The organism is Thiofilum sp., from assembly GCF_016711335.1.
GTDB lineage: Bacteria > Pseudomonadota > Gammaproteobacteria > Thiotrichales > Thiotrichaceae > Thiofilum.
The window spans coordinates 194170-215478 of sequence record NZ_JADJTF010000001.1 but is presented as its reverse complement, the minus strand read 5'-3'; the positions used below and the strand labels follow the sequence as shown (position 1 = coordinate 215478).

Sequence of the window (21309 nt, the reverse complement as noted above, 5' to 3'; positions counted from 1 at the left end):
GAGGCTTAATCCTGCCTCTTAAGTAGCCTAAATAATACTTAACTGAGTCGATGTCAGGGTGTAGTATAAGTGCCTTGATAAGACTTTAGCGCCGATTTGCATTCTGCTTGCGGGCGCTTAATAAGTGCAGCTAAAGGATAATAATGCTTTAGCCTGCTGTTGCGGGTTTTTTTATGCCTGCCATTTTTCACCACTGAATGAGGCTTAGCCTATTATGATCAATGATTGGGACTTTGACACACTCGCCATTCGCGTAGGGCATGAGCGCACTAATGAAGGTGAGCATTCTGAAGCTATTTTCCCCACCTCTAGTTTTACCTTTAAATCAGCAGCGGAGGCGGCCGCCCGCTTTGCTAATGAAGTCCCCGGCAATATCTATTCACGCATGACTAATCCTACGGTGCGCTATTTCCAAGAGCGTTTAGCCGCATTAGAGGGGGGTGAGAGTTGTGTGGCGACTAGCTCTGGCATGGCAGCCATTTTAGCTGTGATGCTAGGGGTATTAAAAGCGGGTGATCATATTGTATGTTCGCGCTCAGTTTTTGGTACGACAGTGGTCTTACTGCAAACTTATATGACGCGCTTTAATGTGAGTGTCACATTTGTCAATTTGTCTCATTTAGAGGCTTGGGAACAAGCGATTCAGCCTAATACACGCTTATTATTTGCCGAGACGCCCGCTAATCCTTTAACTGAAATGGTTGATATTCGTGCCCTCGCTGATATAGCGCACCAGCATAATGCATTATTAGCGATTGATAACTGCTTTTGTACCCCCGCCTTACAGCGTCCTTTGGCGCTGGGTGCGGATATAGTAGTGCATTCAGCTACTAAGTATTTAGATGGTCAAGGGCGTGCTTTAGGCGGGGCAGTGGTAGGTGATAAGGAGCGCGTAGGTAAGGAGGTATTTGGCGTACTGCGCTCAGGTGGTGTCACCATGAGTCCGTTTAATGCATGGATTTTCCTAAAAGGTTTAGAGACCTTAAGTATTCGTATGAAGGTGCATTGTGAAAATGCGCAGCGCTTAGCTGAATGGTTAAGTACCCAAGCGGCGATTGAGAAAGTGTACTATCCGGGCTTAGCGAGCCATCCTCAACATGTCTTAGCACAACGCCAGCAAACTGGATTTGGGGGTATTGTGTCGTTTGTGGTCAAAGGTGGGCGCGAAGCCGCATGGAAAGTGATTGATGCTACTCAACTTTGCTCCATTACCGCGAATTTAGGGGATACTAAAACCACGATTACTCACCCTGCTACGACTACTCATGGACGTTTAACAGCCGAGCAACGTCAACTCAGTGGTATTGAGGAGGGTTTAGTACGTGTATCGGTAGGCTTAGAGTCCCTGCGTGATATTCAAAACGATTTAGCACGAGGTTGGGCTTAAATTGAGGAATGTGTATGACAGTGCCTATGAGGTGCTCATGCAAACGGATGTACCTACTAAGCTAGCAGGTGCTAAGGCACTCTATCAAGCATGGCAACAGCGGGATTTAACGCGTGCAGGAGCCACTACCCTCATAGAGGCTATTGAAGTACCCGGTCGCCCTATTAAGCCTGAACTGATTTCTCCTACCGCAGTGAAGCAACGCAAACTCACTACCTTAGAGGGGCGTTTAGCCTTATTACATGCAGTCGCGCATATTGAATTTAATGCGATTAATTTAGCGTTAGATGCGGTGTACCGTTTTAGGGAGATGCCGGATGAGTATTATGGTGATTGGTTACAGGTAGCCTCCGAAGAAGCGTATCATTTTGCCTTAGTCTGTGAGCGTATGAATGGGCTAGGTATGCAGTATGGTGAGCTAGAGGCTCATAATGGATTGTGGGATCAGGCTTGCCGTACCGCTCATGATGTGATGGTGAGGATGGCTTTAGTGCCTAGAGTACTGGAGGCGCGAGGCTTGGATGTCACTCCACCAATGATGCAGCGCCTGCGCGAAGCTAAAGATATGGACAGTGTAGCCGTATTGGAAGTGATCTTGCGCGAAGAGGTGGGGCATGTGCGTATTGGTTCACATTGGTATCATTATTGCTGTAATCAAAGAGGCTTAGAGCCAGAGAGTACCTTTAAACAATTGTTGCGTGCCTTGCCCACCCCTCCACGTAGTCCTTTTTATACGGAGGGGCGTTTGCAGGCAGGGTTTTCTGAGCAGGAGCTAGTGATGATGTTAGAGCTAGAGCAGCAGTGGCTCACGGAGTTGCGTCAACGTTAGAGTTAGGTGCAGTTCGTCGTTTTGATGGATTTTTAAGTTGTAGCTTAAGCAAAGTGCGGTATTATCGGAGTGTGTAGTACATCTATTAATATTATTAATAGATATGCTTTTAAAACTGATTAGAACTTTTTCGCTTACCCCTATATATAAGTGCCTGTTTGTTGGTGTTATGCGTGATACACGGCGAATAGGCAAGTCAACGTGGTAGTTTCTTTTGCCGCGAATACTTTAGTTGGGTGTGTTTAATTATTAACAATACTTCGGACAGTTTGGGCATGATTGAAAAATAGGCTGGAAGCCTCCAGTGTGGGAAGATGTCGTCAACCACGATAACAACCCCTCACCCCAGAAGCTTCCATGTCCACAATAGAAACGATTCTGAGCCAAATGTCCAGTGTGGCGAAACCGCAGCGCCAGTTTTTGCTGACCTTGTTCAATGCGCTGATGTACCTGCCCAGCCGTGTCAACTTCCGCAACCTTGGACGTTACAGTGACTGCCATGAAAAGACTTTTTCACGCTGGTTTTCACGTTCCTTTGATTTTCTAGCGTTCAACCTGCTGATCTTACAGGATGTCCTGCATGGCAAGGGGGAACGTATTGCGGCTATTGATGCCAGTTTCGTGCCTAAAAGCGGGCGCAAGAGTTATACTTGAGACTGGTTTTGGAACGGCTCACAGGGGCAGGCGCAACGCGGACAAGAATTATCCTTGTTAGCGCTGGTGGACGTGACCCACAACACGGCCTACACCTTATCCGCCCGCCAAACGCCTACGTTGCCGCGCTCAACCCGCAAGGGTCAAAGCCAACCCGCCAACACCAAAGACAAAACCAAGGTGAAACACCCACCCTTCGTTGGTGCGCCGCTCCCCACGCGGATGGATAGCTACCTTGGACAGCTTCAACACGCCATCACAGTCCTGCTGGGGTGTGGCATCCGTTATCTCGTCGCGGATAGCTTTTATGCCAAAACTAAGTTTGTCAGTGGCATCAGGGAACTCAACTTGCATTTGATCAGCAAGTTACGTCAGGACGCCGACTTACGGTGGCTGTACACGGGCGCACAAAAACCCAAGGGTCGTCACCGCCAGTACAGCGGCAAAGTCAGTTTTGACGACTTATCACGTTTTGAACGGGTCGGAGAGCTGGACGGGCAGCGTGTTTACACCGCTACTGTTAACAGCCCGACGTTCAAACAGATAGTGCGCATCGTCTATCTGGTGCGCGAAGCAAACGGCAAGACCGCTAGCGCACTGCTGTTCAGTACCGACACGGATTGCCCTGCATTAGACATCCTGCGTTACTACCAAGCGCGTTTCCAGATAGAATTTTTGTTCCGGGATGCCAAGCAACACACCGGGCTGTGTGACTGCCAAACGACCCGCAAAGAAAAGCTGGATTTCCACTTCAATACCTCACTGACGGCACTTAACCTGCTCCGGCTGGAAGATCGCCAGCAGAACTGGGATGCCGGGGGCAACGGGCGCAGTGTCCTCTCCGTTGCCAGTGGGAAGATCCGCCACTTCAATGCCCATCTGCTCGAACGCTTTTCTCGCCACTTAAAACTCGACTTCAGCGCCATAAAATCCAGCCCAGCCTTCGCAGACCTATGTAATTATGGTGCTATCGCCGCGTAAACTGTCCGAAGTGTTATTATTAAGAAAATGGGGTCTATTAGGGCTGAATTTTCTTTAGCTATGAGGTCTATGAATGAGACATATAAGTGCCAGATGGATAGCAGTGGCATTAGCCGCTGGGAGCTTACTAACCACCCATGTGACGTTAGCTGAAACCAAGACAAAAGCCTCACAAAACTCAGCCAAGTCTGAAACCGTGCGTTTTTTTATGAATAGTCAGGTCACTAAAAAATATGATGCCAAGCAAAGTGATCGTGCTCTAGCTGAATCAACACCTATGGGTACTTTTATTATTAATGCTTATTACCCGCCGCGTGCCGCTAAAGCCGAAAAACGTTCTGGTTATATCACGCCTCAAACGACCTATATCACACCGCGTCCAGCGATGCCTACAGCCACATTAAAGCGCTATTTTACCTGTGATCAACATAGCCCTACCACGCTGCAAGAAAAGGCGAGTGTTTATGAGCCTATTATTCAGGCCGCATCTAGAACCTATGGCGTTAATCCTAACTTAGTCAAAGCAGTCATTACTGCTGAAACTTGTTTTAGACCGAGTGCCGTATCGCCAAAAGGAGCTAAAGGTTTAATGCAATTAATGCCCGCTACAGCACGCCGTTTCGGCGTTACCCATCGTGGCGATGTAGGGCAGAATATTTTTGGTGGCACGTTGTATTTAAGTTGGTTATTGAATCGTTATCGCGGTAGTGTTCCTCATGCAGTCGCTGCTTATAATTCAGGTGAGGGAACAGTAGACCGCTATGGCGTGCATGTGCCTTATCGTGAAACGCAAAACTACACCCGCCAAGTGTTGAATGCTTATAAAAAGCTGGCTAATCCACAGGGTTTTTATGCTCAGCAACGGCAAGCAGCAACCCAACGTGCATGGCGTGCGCCTCAGCAACGAGGACAAGTTTATAATGGAGCCACCCAAACTTTAAGTTGTCGTATGGCTCCAAGACGTTTGTATCAAACTACCGATGTGGTAAATAGTCAGCATATCCGTGCGTTCTATTACACCGCTGCGCAAGGCGAAACCATTCATAATGTCGCTTGGCAAACGGGTACTACCGCTGCACAAATTCGCGGATTTAATCGCCTAAGTAGTGATAGCCTAAAAGAGGGTATGCGTTTAAAAGTGGCACAATGTCAGTTTTAATAGCTGAACTAGCCATTTAAAGAGGCAGATATTTATCTGCCTTTTTTTCATTATCTAAGCATTAAGCTTTTAAGCGTTTGTATTTAATCCGTTGGGGGTGTAATTCATTACCATGACGGCGCTTATAGTCTTCCTCATAGTCGCTGTAGTTACCCTCAAACCATGTGACTTGCGAATCACCCTCAAACGCTAAGATATGGGTCGCAATCCGGTCTAAGAACCAGCGATCATGCGAAATCACCACTGCACAACCAGGGAAGTTTAATAATGCATCTTCTAGTGCACGCAAGGTTTCCACATCAAGATCGTTAGTGGGTTCGTCCAATAATAATAAATTACCACCGGACTTTAGTAGTTTGGCTAAATGTACCCGATTACGCTCACCACCGGATAAATCACCAATGCGTTTTTGCTGTGATTCACCTTTGAAGTTAAAGCGCCCAATATAGGCACGCGATTGCAGCGTATAGCCATTAACATTCATCAGGTCGTGACCATCAGCAATTTCTTGGAATACCGTTTTACTAGGGTCTAATGCATCGCGTGACTGATCCACATAAGCGATTTTGACGGTATCACCCACACGGAATTCACCGCTATCGGGTTGTTCTTGTCCTGTGATCATGCGGAATAGCGTGGTTTTACCCGCACCATTAGGACCAATGACCCCTACAATGCCGCCTTTTGGTAGGTTAAAACTCAGATTTTCATATAAAACATTATCCCCAAAGGCTTTAGCGATATTATTAGCCTCAATGACTAAATCGCCTAAGCGTGGACCGGGGGCAATATAAATTTCATTGGTTTCAGCGCGTTTTTGGTAATCAGTTGAGGATAGTTCTTCAAAGCGCTGCATCCGGGCTTTGCTTTTAGCTTGACGCGCTTTAGGGCTAGAACGTACCCACTCTAATTCTAATTTCATCGCTTTTTGGCGGTTTTGCTCGGATTTTTGCTCTTGAGCTAAGCGCTTTTCCTTTTGCTCCAGCCATGAAGAGTAATTACCCTCCCAAGGAATGCCTTGTCCTCGATCTAGCTCTAAAATCCAGCCCGCGACATTATCAAGGAAATAACGATCATGGGTAACAGCTACCACTGTGCCGGGGAACTCTTGTAAAAAGCGTTCTAACCATGCGACGGATTCGGCGTCTAAATGGTTGGTAGGTTCGTCTAGAATCAGCATATCAGGAGCGGATAGGAGTAGACGACATAACGCCACACGACGCTTCTCACCGCCAGATAGCTTGCTTACATCGGCATCCCAAGGGGGAAGGCGTAATGCATCCGCTGCGACTTCTAGCGTATGCTCTAAATTATGGGCATCGGCTGCTTGTAAGATATTCTCTAAGCGGGCTTGCTCAGCGGCGAGTGCATCAAAATCTGCATCAGGCTCGGCGTAAGCCGCATACACTTCATCAAGGCGCTGTTGGGCATTTTTAATAACACTTAAGCCCTCCTCGACATTACCCCGTACATCCTTAGTAGGGTCTAATTGCGGTTCTTGAGAGAGATAACCGATATTAATACCCGGTTGCGGACGCGCCTCCCCAACAATATCAGTATCAACGCCTGCCATAATACGCAATAGCGTTGATTTACCTGCGCCGTTATAGCCTAATACGCCAATTTTTGCGCCCGGAAAAAAGTTAAGATAAATGTCTTTTAAAACAAAACGACTGGGTGGGACGACTTTACCCACGCCATTCATGGTATAGATATATTGTGCCATGCAGAGAGTCCTTGGTTGTGGCTGTGGGGCGATTATGCCTTAAGCACAGAGACACAACCAAGTATTAGGAGGTGAGATCAGGCGATTGTGAGCTTATTTCAGCTCTACCGAGACCGACTGATTATTTTTGCAAGCAAAGGCGGAACTATTACTAGAACGATTCGTGCCTTTGTCGGTTTGAAAGGAGACCTTGAGTTGGGTTTTAGCATCGCTGCTGTCATCCAAATCTAAGGTTTGAGTCCAAACAATATTAGGCTGCAAGGGCTTTTTGAGCGTTAAGCCATTACGCCATTGACCCTCAGTAGAGAGGTAGTCGATGCTAATCACATCGACCGTATCTTTAGTTTTGTTACTAATTTTAGCCTGTATATTTTTACAGGTGTCAGCGTGTACCAGTGAAAGAGTACTCGCTAAAGACACACTAATAAGCAGTATAATTGTTCTTAACATTGTTACGTTTCCCCTTATGACATCCATGCCATGGCATTCATTTACAAGGTAAACGTAAAATACTTATGCTGGTAGTGCGGTGATATATTTACTATTTGTTAGGCTTTAGGATGAGTGGTTATTTTGGCACGATTTCCATCTGCCCAGCGCCTAAATACCGTACAGTAATGATAAGGGGCAGATAAGCTACCACTATGAGTAAAGCCCCATAGTGTGGAAAAACTAAGCTCAATAAAGCTAAAGGGGCTAGCCACAGTAAGTTAATGGTTAGAATGCCTAATACTGTCTTGGCGTGGGATTTTAGGTGTCTCGTTACCCGTTGATAAGCATGACTACGATGAGCTTCCCACCATTTTTGCCCACTAATCAAGCGATACAGTAAGGTATAAGTGGTATCAGTGATAAAGCAAGCGCCTAAAATTAGCCAAGTATAATAATTGAGCCAGCCTAAGCGAATGGTCAATAAGGCTAGGAATAAAATCATAAACGCTGTGAAAGTGCTTCCCACATCGCCCATAAAAATGCGTGCCGGAGCCCAGTTATGAAGCAGAAAGCCAAAAATAGCGACAGCTAATACTAGCATCCACCGAATTGTCGTGGTTTCAATATGTTCAGGGTTTTGCCATAGAATGAGGACTGCTGCTGTAACCAACATGAAAATGGCTTGGCTACCTGCTAAACCATCAATGCCATCCATAAAATTAAATAAATTAATCCACCATACTCCCGCTAAAACAAGCAAAGGGAAAAAGAGGGTAGGTGTTAGATCGGTAATCGTGTTATAGGGAGGAATAGGCAGGTTTTCTAGTGCCCATAATAATAAAATACAGACAGCTACCTGAATACCAAAGCGGATTTTAGCTGAGAGCGGGCGCATATCATCAATTAAGCCTTTAATAGCAATAATGAGTCCTAAAGCTAGTGAGGCTAGATAGAGAATTTGCGAAAATGGTTGCGTGATCAGTGTCCATAAGCCTAGCGGTATCATGCCAATGACAATACCAATACCACCACCGTGAGGAGTTTTTTGGGTGTGCATGGAGCGGTGGTTGGGGGCGTGGAGTAGGCGGATACGGTGAGCACGGTTTAAAACTTGTTGAGTAATAAACCAAGATAAAACACAACTTAGTAATAATAGGGTTAGGGTCATATTAATGTTTAGATTGGAGATAAGAGCTAATCGTAAGTCTTAATCCTTGCTCTAGTGAGTAAGGTGCACGCCACTGTAGTATATTTTCTAGGCCTTGGCTATTAATAGTTAATGATTGCATTAAACGTTGTTGTAAATTCTTTTTGTTTAATAATTTAAATAAACTATTGAGTAGTACAGGAGATATATGAATAAGCGGATTTTTACAGTCTAGTTCAGTTGCCATCATACGAATAAGAGTAGGCAAAGTAACAGTTTGAGGGTCACTCACTAAGAAAGTTTTATTAAGTATTTTTGGGTATTTTAAAATAGTTTGTATAGCATGAGTAAGATTACCTACATAAAGTAGGCTACGTTGAGCCGTGATGCTACCAAAAGGGAGTGGATATCCTTTTTCAACTATTTGAATTAGTTTTAAGAAGTTAGCTTTGACATAAGGACCATAAATGAGAGGTGGGCGTAGTATAACTATGTCCATATTTGTTTGAGCAGCTATCTTTTTTAAGCCTTGCTCTGCTTCCCATTTAGAAATGGCATAAGGATCAGTGGGGTTGGGTATATCGTGTTCTGTGTATGGGGTTTCTTGTCCTTCTCCATTTACTTTAATAGAGCTTAGAAATATAAAGCGACGCACTCCAGCAGTAGCAGCTTGGCGAGCAAGATTGAGGGTGCTGAAAGTATTAGCTTCACGGTAAGCTGTAAGCGGATCGCTTGCTGTATCCTTCATCATATGGACGCGGGCTGCTAGATGGACAATAGTGGTAACATTATTACAAGCCGCTAGCCAATTTGTTTGGGGTGTTATGTCCTCAAAATTTTGTCGATTAACTAATTTTAGAAAACTGCCAGTAGATTGGAGTTTTTCAGTTAAACAAGTTCCAACAAAACCGTTGGAGCCTGTAATCAGAATAGTCATAAGTATCTAGGTAGACTGTCTTTTAGAGTGATTATTAAAACTCAAGTGGTTAGCGTAGTAATGAAGCCAAGCCTCTGTCAGGCGTTCAGAGGAAAATTCTCTAATTGCTCGCTCTTGAGCTTGTAGACCTAATTGATCACGCACTTCTCGATCTAACATAGTTTTCATCGCTTGATAAAGTGATTGAGTATCTTTTGCCTGAACTAGTAAACCAGTTCTGCCATCGATAATTGCATCAGTAATACCGTAAATACGCGAAGCAATACTAGGTACTCCCATTGCTGCTGCTTCTATAATGCTTGAGCCAAAACCTTCACGATAGCTGGGTAAGCACAGCACATCAGAAGCATCAATGAACTGTTCGGGTGTAGATGTTAAACCAACGTAGCGTATATTAGTTAGTTGATTAGCAAGAACACTTTGCACATGCTTAAGTATTTGTGCTTCATCAGGACCTACTAATAGTAAATAGGTAGTATTATATTCCTGCTGTAGTTGTTTAAAAGCATATACTAGCTCCATGATGCCTTTTTCATAGTTCATGCGTCCCAAAAATAAAAATACTACAGCATTGTTAGGGATGGACAGTTGGGTACGTATATGTAAGCGCTTTATTGCGTTGGACTTAAATTTTTTAAGATTAACACCATTTAAAGAGCCTGAGCCAAACACAGTGATTTTGTCTAAAGACGCTATACCCTCAAGTGAAATAAAACGTGCCTGTGAGTAGCTATCAGCTTGTAAATGTGTGGCCATGCTAGCAATAATTTTATCTGCGAGCTTGAGTAAATAGCGTTTAAAACCTGTTTGAGTTACCCAGACTTGACCGGTAAAAGTATGAGTTCTTAATTGAATATTAGCTAACTTTGCTGCAAGCATACCTAGTAATCCACCTTTAGGAGTAAGACTATGTACGGCACTAAATCTTTTACATTTGAAAACTCTTAATAATGCAAACAGAGTTTTTAAATCTTGGGTTACTTTAATAGGTCGGGTAATATCAATATGATTGACTTGAACTCGAGTATCTAAATTATCAGAGATAGAGGTCGATTTTGTGTTAATACAAACGGTAATTTCATAATAATCAGCCAACGCCGATAAGTGATCAAGTAGATAATGATTCAGAACCAATGGACTAGTTAACACGAAGCAAATAGTAGGTTTCATATCGCTAATAAATCTATTATATGAGCTTCCAATTTTTGAAACTGTATTTCACGCGATAAAAAGTCAATATTAGTATTGATTTTTTTAGTTTCTTTATATTTCTTTTTATATTTTAGCCAAAAAACCAGTTGCTTTACTAATTCGTCTGTGTTATCACATATTTTACCTAGTTTGTTTTTTTCGATGAATTGCCCCACGTCATTATTTTTACTGCCTATAGCTAATATAGGTTTTTTAGTGGCGGCATATTCGAATAATTTAGTTGTGTAAATGCCTGAGTTATCGTTATTCCATAAAAAAGTTAATAAAATATCAGATGCTTGTTGCATACCTAATGCTTGAGAGCGTTCAACAGTAGAGTAGTCTATAAATAACTCTGATAGTTGGTAGTGTTCAGCTAGGTTGAGTAAGATACCAGTATTACGACCTGCTACATGAATAATGATTTTGCCATGCAACTGGTGAAATAGTTTAACACCCTTAATAAAGGTTTCTAAATCATAGTGATTTTCATAAATAGAGCCAGTAAATACTATGTTTAATAGTACTTCTTCATTTAAACGAATTGGCTTCACTATATCTGTGGGATCAAAACCATTATAGATGACCCACGCTGGTTTGTTATGTTTGAGAAGTTGCTGTGCTAACGGCTCTGATACAGTTACTAGAGCAGTAGCTGTATTTATAATTGATTGCTCCCATTTTGACTCTAACCACAATCGCCATTTAGGGTAAGAGTAAGCGTGATTAGAACTCCATAGATCACGAAATTCAGCTATCCAAGGAGTATGATTTAATTGATGCAGTTTATGGGCTACTATAAGACCTGAAAAGCATGGAGCACTAACATAAATTAAATCGAAATGCGTAACTTTCATTAATTCTTTGGCTTTATTGAAAGCTGGTAAAATCCATGTCCATTGAGCATCTGGTACATGAAGTAAGGTTTTATAATATTTACCTAATATTTGTAATAATTTAGATTTAGTAGTGTAGCCATAGTGGCTTGTGTGTTTCCTACCACCCATCAATATATCTACAGCACTATTGGGGGAGTAGTGATTACAATAATGTATATAATGGTTTGGTAATTCTAAGGGTAGTGACTCTGGGTAGGGCTGATTTGCACCAGCGATGACATGGACTTGATGGCCACGTTGATACAAGTATTTAGCTAGTTTACTAGGTCGAATGGCTCCTACTGACTGATAGGGGGCAAAATAATAGCTAATAAGTAAGATATTCAAGGCTTTTTGCGTCTTTAACTTATAGAGTAGTGATGAGCCCAACTAGCTGTACAAAACAAACGCCATTTGAGATTAGAGTCTATACCGCTTAGATCATCTTTTTTAGGTTTAAACTTTAGATAATCATGTAAAAAATTAGCTCTAATAATCTCTTGATCCATATAGTTGCTATATTGATTTAACCAGAGATTATTAGGAGCAGCAAATCCTAGTTTATTACGACGCCATGCGGTTTCATGTGGCAGGTATTTTTCCGCAATTTTTCTAATTGGCCACTTAGTCCAGCCTTCATTGATTTTAATATTAGCAGGTAAAGATAATGCTAGCTCTACTAGGCGGTAATCTAAAAAAGGTAAGCGTGTTTCTATACCGAAATGCATTGAGTTTTTATCCTCAAAACGTAGTAACATAGGTAAATTAGTAGTAGTTATATCTATTTTTTGTAAGTTATACATATTATTATTGTTTTTTATAAAATTTATCATTTCCTTTGGAGTGTTAATATTTTTGAGAATGGCAGAGCGTCTTCGGTATTCAAAATTGCGTATATAACTATTATTATTTCCAATAATATGCTTGAAAAGTGCAAGATAGGATAAATTATTATGGTTTTTTAATGATACTATGTTGCTTAGAAAATCAGTAATTGTGCTCTTAGGCCATTGCGATTTAAGCCATGCAGCATAGTAACGTTCATAGCCTAAGAACAACTCATCCCCACCTTGTCCATCTAATAGAACTTTTATATTATGTTCTTTTGCGGCCTGCATTACATAATATTGCATTATAACTGAAGGTCCTCCAAAAGGCTCTTCTTGTATATCAATAATAGAAGAAATAACTTGGGAAAAATCATTATAAGATGGCTTTGTTTTAATCCAGTTGGTGCTTAATGCTGAAGTAACTAATTGAGCATAGGATTCCTCACTGTTAATTGAGCTTTCGCTAATAGCAGTAATTGTTTGAAATTTATTATTTTCATTCTCATAATATTTATTCGCTATGGCTGTTATAGTAGAACTATCAAGACCACCTGAGAGACAGCTACCTACTGTAACATCGGAGCGCAGCCTTAATCTTATAGATTCCCCAAGAGTTTGATGTACTATCTCTATACTTTCTTGAGGTAATACTGCCATCGTACTCGCATTATTTATTTGGTAATAGGGTTGGATATTTAATGGTGAATTGATAGCTCTTAATTCAATGACAGCAAAGTGGCTGGCTGGAAGCTTATATATTTCCTTGAAAAAAGTTAATGTAGATGATTGATCGGATAATCCGCAAATTAAAAAATCTTGTATTAACTCTGAATGAGTTTGACGAGTAGATAAAAAAGGAAGAAGTTGACGAATCTCAGATCCAAACGCAAAAGCCTCTGTAGTGTTAATGTAGTAAAACGGTTTGACACCAAAACGGTCACGTGCAATAAATAAACTATCTTTAGATTCATCTAGAATAGCGAAAGCCCACATACCGTTAAAGTATTTTAAGCAATCCGTACCCCATTCTACATAGGCATTCAAAATAACCTCAGTATCTGTTTTAGTTTTAAATCTATGTCCACGTTTGATTAGAATTTTTTGAATTTCAAGATAATTATAAATTTCTCCATTATAGGTAATATAAATAGGGCGACTACAGTGTTTTAATGGTTGTAATCCATCAGTACTAGTATCAATAATAGCTAGGCGACGGTGACCTAATCCTAAATTTTTTTTTGCATAATAGCCAGAACCATCTAAACCACGATGACTAACTAGATTGGTCATTTGCTGTACGAGCTGAGTGGAAACCTCACCAAGTTTATTAATTATTCCGAATATGCCACACATTATAATTCTATAAATCTAGATAGTTTAGTGAGTATCTGACCACCACTATGTAAAATAAATCAGCAATAAGTACTGTAAGGCTAAATAGTGTGAGGTTTTCAAAAAAGCTTAATTCAAGGGTATGACCTAAGTATAGAGAAGTAAGTGGTAGCACTAATCTTGTTAAATCAACTATAAATTTGATACTTCTTTTTTTGGATATTAATATAGCTCGACCTAAGATACTAGTTAGAGCTTTCCCTAAAGCAATAGGTATTAATATAAATATTAACAGCCCTAGGTCCTTCCACATATCACTAACAAAGATAGGAATAGTAATTACAGCTAGAGAACCTAGAGGTAAGTAAATTAACAGGCTTATGAGCAAAATCTTTATAAAAGAGCTATGAAAAAAAGAAATGATTTTTTTTTCACTTTCTTTCATATAACTAGATATGGCTATATGAAATATATCTGAAAAAGACTTTGATAGAAGGTTTATAGGAGTATATATTATTTTTGTGGCTAGAAAAAATAATCCTGTATATTCATGGGTTTTATATAGGTAGGTAATAAAAAATAGTGGAGCTAATGTGGCAAATGTATCAATAAAACTAGATGGCATTACAAAGAAAGGGTATTGATAATTTTTTTTAAAAATTTCAATAATAGACTGATTTTTAAATGAAGTATTTTTTGTAATATTTCCTCTTCTTAAAAAAAGAAAAATAACAAAATAACCTTTACTAATTATTTCGCTGAGAACAATACCTATCCAACCAAGATTAGTATAGTATACCCCTATTAGTACAAATACTCTTATCAGCGAGTGATGTATTGTAGCTTGGCTGACATCATTAGCCTTGTTATTAGTTAGGTAAAAATATCTGATGGGTGAGTATAAACTAGTAAATATTAGACCTATAAGGAATATAATACTGTAAACCCAAGCCGATAATATTAACATGTTATCACTAAAAAAATCTAACTCGTTAAAAAATATTAAAAATATTAAGCTAACTATCAAAGAGTTTATTAAAGAAAATTGAATGCTGGCTTGAAAGTATATAAAAGATTTGTTTTTATCAGGGTTTATGATTGCTAAGTCATAACCTAGAGTAACTAAAATAGATAGTAAGGATAAATAAGATAGAAACTCACCACAGTAACCTATATCTTGAGGTGTATATAATATAATTAATATAGGAAATGATAATATAATAGTTAGCTGATTTAAAAAATCTCCTGTTATTAAATTTAGAATAGTTGATTTTCTTAACACAAGAATACCTTTTAATAAATCTTAATTACTTTAAAATAATTAACAGATAATTCCGAGTAGCCTATATGCTCTATTAATACTCTTAGATATTGAGCTGATTTTTTTATTTTAATACGATGCTCAAATGAGTGAGTAGTTTTATTAGAGTTTAACACTAGCTCACCTATAAGATTTCTACCTTTTTGATGATTTGTTTCACTGATAATGTTTCCCATAGAGTCAATTTGTTCTAACCAAAATCGTATGAAGCCTTTGCCTTTGAAATCAATATAAATCTGAACTTCATTTTCATCGGTTAAACTTATCATTGTCGACAGATCATCTGGATAAATATAATCAGTCCCTATGCCTATAGCAACCATAGACGAAAAGTCTCGATGAAAAATGGGTAGGTACCTAGTAGCTTTAGATTCTATAATTTTGTTATATTCAGTTTTTATATCATAGGGGTATCTATTAATTAGCTTATAAATACCATTATATTGCTTCCACTTAGACCACTCATTGCTAATAGTGAGCGCGATCATATTACCACTACTATTATTTTGAGAGTTTTTTAATAGTTTATATATTTGATTTCCACCTGACTCATAAACTAGCTCTGTTAAATTAGCATCATTAAGTATATTTCTTAGCTGACTATTATAATAAATAGGAAAGTCATAATCGGATTTTTGAATATATTGAATATTTAGATCTGTTAGCTTATTAAATGCTGAAATTTTATCTTCTGTTAAATAAAAGCTAACCAGTCTTTCATCTAGGTAACTAACCATTTTTCTCTCAGCATAATACATATCTGCTGGTCGTAGAGATAAAATAATTGAGTTTTTAGGAGTGTTATCATTTATCCATTTTATTGCTCTGATATTTAAATGTTTTTTTAAATTAGTGAGTTGCTTTTCTTTAAAGGATAATGGAGATGCATTTAAAGCTTGCTGTAATGTTGTAGGCTTCTCATCAGTAGTATAGATAATTCTCCATCTGGGTATCCAATTGATAATAGTAAGTTGTACTATGAAAAACAAAATAAACAGCAAATTGATAAAGTAAGCAAACTCAGTTTTAATATTGGTTCGTTTAACGCTGATCTTTAAAAGAAACTTTCTATAGAGCTGATAAGTACCGTGTCCTGCTATAACCGCCGCCGCTGGTAGTATTATTAAAGCATAACGTTCATTTTTTATCATTAAGTCTATACCTAAAACAACAGAAATTATTATGCCAATAACATAAAAAGTTACTAAAATAACTGAAACACTAATGTTCTCATAGGTGCTTGAAATGCCATTAATAAATATATGATTGAGTCTAAGATTGGTTTTTTTAATAAAGAAATAAAAACCAAGCAGCATAAACCAAAACACTAAAAGATAGGCATCCATAGCGAACCAAAGCTTGAGGATACCGTACTGAATTTTTGCTAACCAGCTATTTAGCCCTCTTGCAACCTCAAAGTAACCAGCCCAATCTAAGTTAGGTAAGGCAAAGACCTTAGGATTATCGCTGATAAAAGAGCCAAAAAGTTGATAGTTCTTTGCGTAGGCTGGATAAATAACAACACAACTGATAGAAAAAATAATAATAAGAGATCTTATTGATAGTTTCCATTTTACAAAGCCATTTTTTATTAAAAGAATAGAAGCTATTAGTGGTATGAGCAAGATAAACTGTGAGTGTGTCCAAAGCCCCGCTCCTAAAAAAAAACCTATACTAATAGGGTACAGTTTCTTATCTTCTTCAACACCTATTAACAATGCTAATAAAATACTTACTGCTAATATAGGCAAACTGTCTATAGCAGATGAATCGGCGCCTAAAAAGAATAAAGGTGTAGAAATGAAAAATAATGCTGAGAAGATACCTTCTAATACGTTTGATAAAGAACCTATCTTATATACTAGATAAACTGAACATAAAGCAAACCAAGGAGTTAGTAATCTCATTAGACCCGGAGTATCGGCATTACCTTGTAACAATTGGCTAAAATAAATTAAGCTTACATAAAGAGGAGGGTGTGTCCAAGGTGCATAAAATCCAGAGGAAGTTGTTGTTGCGTCTAAAATAGGGTATGTTTCTAAACTACGGGACTCAAAAAGCACTCTACCTACCATCGCATATTCTAAGGAGTCATTTTGAGTCAAAGGTATGACAATACTATTTAAAACTAAAAATATCGCCCAACATCCTAAAACTAAAGAAAATATTAAAATACCTAAATTTAATTCTTTTTTTTCTATAATATTATTACATTTGATTTTATTTCTTTTATTTAAGTAACTAATTAGTATAAATATCGTGAGTAATAAAAATAAACTAGAAAATAGTATTATTAGATGATTTGAATGTGAGTTTTTATCTAAAGTATTAAGTGTTATGATGGCTATCAAGCCAGTTATTAGAGGCGCTATAGCAAGGCCAAAGGCAAATGGTATACCCACCATAACACTTTCTTTTTTCCATGGTAGATTATATGAAATTATGATACTGACAGTACTGGCAAAAAATACCAGAATTAAAAAATAAATGTAATTGACCATAAGTATTATTTGTAAGCACTTATAGTGCTTAAGCTTATATTTAGATATTGATACATAAATTTACAATTAATCGAGATATGAGTAGTAATATGGATTTTTAGTTTAATGGGTTTCTAATATAATACTTTGTATAGCCCAAGGTTGGCTCTGCAATTCCCAAGGAGAGGTACTACGGGGATATCTTTTCGCAACTATTGGATTAGGCAATACAGTTTTATTTTTCTTCACCCAGTATTCATTCATATCAGGGAGTAACCAACCTTCTTGAGTAAGTTTCTGAAAATGCATTATGAGTTCTTTTTCTACTAATGTTGAATTCAGGTTTTCTAATGCTAGAAGCGCTTTTGCATCCATAGTTCTATAAGTTATGTGAGCCATTGCTCCCTTGTTCCCTGAGTAGCTAGGAGTGTTTAAAGAAATTTGATCCCTAGAGTTCCAACCTTGGTCGCCTACTCCCCACCAATAGCGCCAGAGCTGAGGGGTTTTGTTTAAAAACTCATTAAGTAATAAAGGGCTTAGTAATGTTTCAGCTTTTTCTATAGAGTTATTATTTATAGAAAGCAAACCTTCAACATAACCAGAAACATAATTATAAGGTACATTGACACCATCTGCCCAGAAGGGCATGCCTTTTCTATAGTAGAGGTATGAAATATTACCCAAGTTTTGCACATAAGAGCTAGAGAGCTGCTCAATAGTATGCGTTAATTGAGTAAGTTCTATTGTCAGTTTAGGTAGACAGTCGTTGATGTCACTTGTTCCTAAAATGGCTTGGGTACGCACCAGCAAATGGGCAATACGACCCAAGTGCAAAGCAAATAAAACAGGCTCTCGCTCTAGCGAATATCGCTTCACACGAAAACTAGGGTAGTCTTCCTTGCATAATTGGCTAAGGAGAGAGATTTCTGAAACTATACGTTGTTTTAACAGTTCTAGGTCTTTAGGTACTAAGGCGAGAAGTTTCCCCTCTATAAGTGAAAGCAGACCATGAAGGTAGTAGGTTTGGCTCCAAGCTATTCTCCCTTCAAAATTGTTAGCGCCGAAATCTATTAGACCTTGATATCTCATACGATTGAAATCGTAATAAAAGAGCTTTATTAAATCCTTCTGCGTTGTAGCAAGCCGATAAGTAGGGTGTTGTTGGTTTTCTTGCCACTTGAGATGCCAAGGGATTCCATCGTTCGGTGCAGATTCTAGATGTTTAATGTCTTTATTATTAAATAGAACTAGGGAATAGGTAGAAAACTCATTAGTTAGCAGACCATCACTACGATCGTCATAACGTTTACGAATAATGGCGGCTGCGTTTTGTTTATGAAAAACAAGCTCAACCCATTCATAGGAACTAAGACTAGCTAGTTGCCATTCTAAAACGCCACTTTTCGTCACTGAAACACACTTATTATCACCGCATAAGTGTAGTGAGTCATGTTCTAGTGAACCATATAGGGTGGTATCAATTCCACCGAGCTGAAGATTTTCAGCTATACGCTCAGGCAGGGCATCTTTATTTGGTGTTATTCGATAAACATCGAAGCCATTACGTATAGTTTCTAGAGTGCGACCAGAAGGGGCATTTTCCTTAACATCATAAATAATAATGTAAAGATCGCCTTTATTAGCTTCAAGATGCAACATGGGAAACCAATTAAATCGCCAAGCTCGTGGTAAGCTAAACTCAATAAATTGATTACTTTTTTTATCTTTGTAATGAAGGGTGATTATACCGCTAGGGTGTTGTTTAAATACTTTCCAGTATTCTCCATTAAAGATAGTAATCTCGTGCCCATTTGCTGTGTTAGGGATAGAAGGAGTTGGAGGAGAGTTAATATCCGGAGGAGTTGTAGCATCATTTATGAATTGTATAGCTGGCATTGACTCTTTTTCGAAGGCAGCTATGTTTGTAACCTCACAAGTGATGAAAGCAAGCGCAAGCGTCATCAATAGCATCAAAGAAGGGCGCTTCACTGGTGTAGCCCAATAGTGTCTAATTCATTAATACGACGAATGGTTGTATTAAAATCTAGTCCAATAGTCTCAAGATACCAAATAAGCCCGTCAGTTCTTGGGCGGTTTTCTACCATAATATGATCAAGTGCTTCTTGACGGCTAATATGACCTTCTCTAATCTGATTACTACGAAAAGTGTCAAACTCAGAAAAACCTTTAGCAGTCATATAAATGTAATTATAAAACGGAGCAGTTCCATCCCCTATTCGCCATGTACTTGTTGAGTCTGGAGAGCATTCAAAGTCATATTGATTAAGAATAGTGGTATTAACTTTATCTTCATTCCATTCTAGGCTATGAAACATAAAGAAGAAATCTCGGCGTGGCTCCATATAATAAGATAAAAAAGCTTTCGATGTATCTAATAAAGAGCTATTAAGGTAGCTTGGATTGATTGCGAATCGGGTGAGATAGTAGCCAGCCATTTTTAATTTCCGACCCAATGATAAATAATCTACTCTGCTTTTGGTGAAATCTGGCGGTACACCACAAAAGCCTGATTTAAAGTCAGTATTTTCAAGTGGGTTGGCTGACCACAAATCTAATTTGATTCCTGTTTGACGTTTGAGATCATTCACAATTTTGAAAAAGTGTTTATCGCCTGCCATAAAAAGTGGTACCATCCCAAGATCAGGTTTTTTTAACCATGCTGTAACATTCTTACGTATGTTATCGCGTTTAGTTTTAATATTAGCGGACACTAAAATATTTTGAACGCCCAGTTGCCCACACATACGTGCAATATTACGGCGAGCAAGGTCAGTTACCATTCCCCAATCATAGGTAAAAGTAATAGGGTTTAAGCCAAATTCGCGTTTTATTAGATGCAATCCATAACAACTATCCCTCCCTCCACTAAAAGGTACAAGCACATCAGCTAAGCCATCTTTGGAGCGATATTTATCAATTACCGAGAGAAATTGTTTTTGCTCTTGTTCAGGACTTTTACCTTTATATTTAGGTTGATAGCCTTGGCAGTAATTACAAACCCCTTTGTCATTAAAAGTAATAAAAGGAAAGGTCTCTGGTAATACACAGCATGTGCAGCGTTTCAATTGTCTAATATTATTTTCATTATAACGCAAAAGAGAAGTATTAGCTGATTGTATAAAAGTGCTAGGAGCTATAGGGTGATCTAAGACAATATCATATTGCTGAGTAGGTTGACCAAGACGTTCAAATACTTTGGTAGATATTAGTGTATCCAATTGGGAGGAGAATAATTCAGCCTGTCCTCCGGTGCTTAGTGGAAAAACCAAAGCTTGTAATGGTTCTAGATGGCTAATTTTTAAGGTTTTAGTGCATTCGTCAGTATCTAGGGTTTGTTTCAGTATATGTTTTTCAGAAGCAAATATTACTCCTAAATCATCGGGAAGCATGGAGTAGTAAAGATCACCAGTATTAGTAGCTAGATTTAGTACATCAGATTGTGCATGTACCCAAGCTATTGAGGCAGTCCCTTTCAGTTGGGAAAATAGGATTTGAGCAGCAATACGTGGGTCGAAATTCTTATTTAGAAAGTTATCGAGTACAGCAGCTGCTACTTCAGTATCTACTTCTGCTTGACGTGTATGAGGGGGGAATTGTTTCCATAGCTCATCAACATTAACAATAATACCATTGTGAATCATTGTGATGTCATTTGATCTCACAGGTTGGTTATTTTGAGCACGCTCAGCACGTCCATTAGTCACCAAACGAGAGTGTGCTAATGTAATAAAAGATGAGTTAGGAAATGGTTGAGAAGGGTGATATGTATTTTGAAGCAGTGTATCTAATGTGGTGCAATACTGAGTAGATTTGATAAGCTCTGAGGCGGGTAGAGCGCCTTTAATAGTCCATGCTTTTGATGCTATAGGTAAATGAGCATGAAAACCAGCAGATTCTTTACCACGACTTTCAGAAAGTAGGTAAAGAGTCTTTAATAACTTTCGGATGTTAATTTCTGTTAAGGGAGCATTTTGCTTAACGGCTACTCCAAAAATTCCACACAT

At 38.9% G+C, this 21309-nt stretch carries 15 protein-coding genes and 1 pseudogene; 5 read left to right on the top strand and 11 right to left on the bottom strand.

Translation table 11 applies throughout. From position 1 onward, the window contains the following. The first annotated feature begins 214 nt into the window (after window positions 1–214). From IPL34_RS01005 to IPL34_RS00985, 5 genes and pseudogenes are all read left to right on the top strand, one after another. Window positions 215–1387, top strand: coding sequence for an O-succinylhomoserine sulfhydrylase (locus tag IPL34_RS01005; RefSeq protein WP_296836439.1), 1173 nt, complete (start codon window positions 215–217; stop codon window positions 1385–1387). Between the two features lie 37 nt (window positions 1388–1424). Then, window positions 1425–2216 carry a ferritin-like domain-containing protein gene (locus tag IPL34_RS01000; protein WP_296836436.1) on the top strand — a complete coding sequence of 264 codons (792 nt, stop codon included), beginning with the start codon at window positions 1425–1427 and terminating at the stop codon, window positions 2214–2216. A gap of 357 nt (window positions 2217–2573) precedes the next feature. Continuing rightward, a complete protein-coding gene (locus IPL34_RS00995; protein ID WP_296836435.1) occupies window positions 2574–2870 on the top strand; it encodes a hypothetical protein in 297 nt (98 codons plus the stop codon). Window positions 2871–2885: 15 nt separating this feature from the next. Beyond that, window positions 2886–3851, top strand: a pseudogene (locus IPL34_RS00990) (transposase); the annotation flags it as partial. Window positions 3852–3924: 73 nt separating this feature from the next. Further along, window positions 3925–5010 (top strand): transglycosylase SLT domain-containing protein, encoded by a 1086-nt coding sequence (locus tag IPL34_RS00985; RefSeq protein WP_296836432.1) that lies wholly within the window; start codon window positions 3925–3927, stop codon window positions 5008–5010. 61 nt (window positions 5011–5071) lie between these two features. Here IPL34_RS00985 and ettA read toward each other — a convergent pair whose 3' ends face one another. The 11 genes from ettA to IPL34_RS00930 all read right to left on the bottom strand — a co-directional run bounded on the left by ettA (window position 5072) and on the right by IPL34_RS00930 (window position 21309). After that, window positions 5072–6736 (bottom strand): energy-dependent translational throttle protein EttA, encoded by a 1665-nt coding sequence (ettA, locus tag IPL34_RS00980; RefSeq protein WP_296836428.1) that lies wholly within the window; start codon window positions 6734–6736, stop codon window positions 5072–5074. 93 nt (window positions 6737–6829) lie between these two features. Next, the gene (locus IPL34_RS00975) at window positions 6830–7186 is read right to left on the bottom strand and encodes a hypothetical protein (RefSeq protein WP_296836425.1); all 357 of its coding nucleotides are present in this window, start codon (window positions 7184–7186) and stop codon (window positions 6830–6832) included. 118 nt (window positions 7187–7304) lie between these two features. Further along, window positions 7305–8336 (bottom strand): glycosyltransferase family 4 protein, encoded by a 1032-nt coding sequence (locus IPL34_RS00970; protein WP_296836422.1) that lies wholly within the window; start codon window positions 8334–8336, stop codon window positions 7305–7307. A 1-nt stretch (window position 8337) separates the two neighbouring features. Further along, complete coding sequence (locus tag IPL34_RS00965) at window positions 8338–9252, bottom strand: NAD-dependent epimerase/dehydratase family protein (protein WP_296836419.1); 915 nt, start codon at window positions 9250–9252, stop codon at window positions 8338–8340. 6 nt (window positions 9253–9258) lie between these two features. After that, window positions 9259–10422 carry a glycosyltransferase gene (locus IPL34_RS00960; RefSeq protein ID WP_296836417.1) on the bottom strand — a complete coding sequence of 388 codons (1164 nt, stop codon included), beginning with the start codon at window positions 10420–10422 and terminating at the stop codon, window positions 9259–9261. Beyond that, a complete protein-coding gene (locus IPL34_RS00955) occupies window positions 10419–11669 on the bottom strand; it encodes a glycosyltransferase (protein ID WP_296836412.1) in 1251 nt (416 codons plus the stop codon). The genes IPL34_RS00960 and IPL34_RS00955 overlap by 4 nt, the downstream gene beginning before the upstream one ends. Window positions 11670–11683: 14 nt before the next feature. Continuing rightward, a complete protein-coding gene (asnB, locus tag IPL34_RS00950) occupies window positions 11684–13504 on the bottom strand; it encodes an asparagine synthase (glutamine-hydrolyzing) (protein WP_296836408.1) in 1821 nt (606 codons plus the stop codon). Window positions 13505–13511: 7 nt separating this feature from the next. Further along, window positions 13512–14765, bottom strand: a complete 1254-nt coding sequence (locus IPL34_RS00945) for a hypothetical protein (protein ID WP_296836406.1) — start codon at window positions 14763–14765, stop codon at window positions 13512–13514. Between the two features lie 11 nt (window positions 14766–14776). Further along, complete coding sequence (locus IPL34_RS00940) at window positions 14777–17209, bottom strand: glycosyltransferase family 39 protein (RefSeq protein WP_296836403.1); 2433 nt, start codon at window positions 17207–17209, stop codon at window positions 14777–14779. 198 nt (window positions 17210–17407) lie between these two features. After that, window positions 17408–19273 carry a hypothetical protein gene (locus IPL34_RS00935; protein ID WP_296836400.1) on the bottom strand — a complete coding sequence of 622 codons (1866 nt, stop codon included), beginning with the start codon at window positions 19271–19273 and terminating at the stop codon, window positions 17408–17410. Continuing rightward, window positions 19270–21309 (bottom strand): hypothetical protein, encoded by a 2040-nt coding sequence (locus IPL34_RS00930; RefSeq protein WP_296836397.1) that lies wholly within the window; start codon window positions 21307–21309, stop codon window positions 19270–19272. Before IPL34_RS00930 ends, IPL34_RS00935 begins: the two co-directional genes overlap by 4 nt.